This is a genomic window from Endozoicomonas ascidiicola, from assembly GCF_001646945.1.
Taxonomy (GTDB): domain Bacteria; phylum Pseudomonadota; class Gammaproteobacteria; order Pseudomonadales; family Endozoicomonadaceae; genus Endozoicomonas; species Endozoicomonas ascidiicola.
In genome coordinates, this window is the sequence record NZ_LUTV01000008.1 from 7,262 (window position 1) to 9,558 (window position 2,297).

The 2,297-nt window shown below is 47.5% G+C and carries 2 protein-coding genes and 1 pseudogene; 2 read left to right on the forward strand and 1 reads right to left on the reverse strand.

Going from position 1 to position 2,297, the window contains the following annotated elements; genetic code table 11:
• Nucleotides 1-68 precede the first annotated feature (68 nt).
• On the reverse strand, nt 69-311 hold the full coding sequence (locus AKL11_RS20505; protein WP_095210601.1) for a hypothetical protein: 243 nt from the start codon (nt 309-311) through the stop codon (nt 69-71).
• A 126-nt stretch (nt 312-437) separates the two neighbouring features.
• On the opposite strand from AKL11_RS20505, the gene AKL11_RS20510 reads away from it, so the two are divergent.
• Both AKL11_RS20510 and AKL11_RS25775 read left to right on the forward strand, forming a co-directional pair.
• The gene (locus AKL11_RS20510; protein ID WP_067521469.1) at nt 438-1,412 is read left to right on the forward strand and encodes an alpha/beta hydrolase; all 975 of its coding nucleotides are present in this window, start codon (nt 438-440) and stop codon (nt 1,410-1,412) included.
• Between the two features lie 409 nt (nt 1,413-1,821).
• Nucleotides 1,822-2,297: pseudogene (locus AKL11_RS25775) on the forward strand (ISL3 family transposase); the annotation flags it as partial.

Sequence of the window (2,297 nt, forward strand, 5' to 3'; positions counted from 1 at the left end):
CGGGTCCCCAGCAGTATGGTTACGGAGTATGGTGAGAAAGTTTTCAGTCAGCTGGGGACTTTTCTCAATCAGCGGTGTGCGTCCGCCCCTTTTTTTCGCTGATGATCAGCGTTCAGATGTTCTGATTCCAGCTCAGCGATACCTCGACGAATCGTTTTCGGGTCACAAGCCAGTAACTGAGAAATGAATTCGATGCCACCATGCACAAGCTTTATCGCTTCAATCGCAGCATAGCGACGACGATCCCTCTCGTTGAGTGACTGATAAAACCGAACCATTTGAACCTCTACTGTCGTCGAATAACTGCCCAAGATGACCTCCTGCACTCATGCGGAGCAATTATCGACGATTCCTGATCTCTTGAAAATAGGGAAGTTAATTGGGGACTATTCCTTAGGTCTAACCGATATTTTCTCACCGACAATCACGAACAAGAATTGAAAGCGAATCTGCCTTTTGAGGTGAAGCCCCTGGGGAGTCCAGCCCAGCGAAGAGGAATTCTACTGATCCACGGTCTGGGAGATTCACCGTGGTCGTTTGTGGATATCAGTCAGTCCCTTGCTGAGCAGGGTTTTTTAGTCAGAACGGTACTACTTTCCGGCCACGGTACTCGTCCGGCTGACCTGATTAATGCGGATTTCAGAGACTGGCAAACGCTGGTGGAAAAGCAGGTGGCATTGCTGAAGCAGGAAGTGGATGAGGTGTATCTGGGCGGCTTTTCCACTGGCGGTAATCTGGCTTTTCTGTACGCGGAAAAGGATAACGATATTCGTGGATTGATGCTGTTTTCTCCGGGCTTTCAAACCGATGAGCCTCTGATCAGTCTGACGCCGGCTGCCGCATTATTCAGGGACTGGCTAAGGTCAGAGGTGCCCGGCACTCAGACGAATATAGCCCGCTATTTTCAAACGCCGACCAATGGTTTTGCCCAGTACTATCAAACCAGCAAAAGGGTGCTGGACAGTCTGGAAGATGATGACTTCGATCGTCCGGTGTTTATGGTATTAACCGAGCATGACAGTGTGCTGGAGGTTAATGAAATTCGTCGCCTTTTTAATGAGCGTTTTACCCATCCGGACAACAGACTCATGTGGTTCGGCTCAGAGCCGTCAGCAGCGACGGATAGGGAAATTGTTGTCAATGGTCGCATGCCGGAATTTCGGATCAGCAATATGTCCCATATGGGGATACTGTTTTCACCGGAGAATAGTTATTACGGCATTAACGGCACTGAACGTATTTGTCGTAACGGTCAGGAGGTGCTGGATGCTATGGCGTTTTGTCAGCAGGGTAACCCGGTATGGTACAGCGCCTGGGGGTATCAGGAAGAAGGAAAAGTTCATGCCCGGCTGACGTTTAACCCGGTGTTTGAACAGATGATGGAAGAAGCATTTTCGGTTTTTGATTTGTGACTTGCGGGCCGCAGAGAGCAGATGGCTGATTATTGGCCGTTTGAAAGCTGTCCATAAATAACTTCGATCTTTGGATTGTTCTGCTTATAGTTCAAGGGAGCTAATGAGGAGGCTCCGACGGTTATTTTGGCGAACTGATGAGTTTGCTGGAAGGGCCGCTTCTTGATCTTGTTTGAGTATCTTGCTGTTACCCATCGAGAGCCTATTTCGGGAACATGGGGTGTCAGATGTTCATTTTTACGACCACTATAAAGAAAAATTCAGTTCTACTAAGGCGGGTTTTCAAGAAAAATGGCTCTTCAGGGGTATCTGTGGGTAAAAATGAGCTAATTTGAAGAAAAAAGCACCAGCGATCGATTTCTGATAGATTTTTTTGTTTGCAGACAAAAAACAATAAGAAACGTCGCTGATGCTGATAAAAACTATCCTCAATAAAGTTCATAAACTCAAGTCATTTGTTTATCAGGATGTAAAACTCGGCTTCCATCAAGGCTCTGAAGTCTTCGATGTGACAGTCGTTCCCCGCAAGAATGGTCACGCTATCTGTTCAGGCTGCCACAACCCAGCACCGGGTTACGATCGCCTTGCTGAACGACGCTTCGAGTTTGTTCCTCTCTGGGGAATCAGAGTTTCCCTGATTTACAGAATGCGCCGCGTTCAATGTAAGACATGTGGCGTAAAGGTTGAGCAGGTTCCATGGGCAGAAGGTAAAAAAGAACTGACCAAAGTGTACATGCAGTTTCTCGCAGGCTGGGCTCGAAAACTCTCCTGGAAGGAAGTTGCCAAGACGTTTAATACTTCATGGGAGAAGGTATTTCATTCAGTCGAGTACATTGTTGAATGGGGCAAAGCCCATCGGGTGCTCGATAATATTGAGGCCATAGG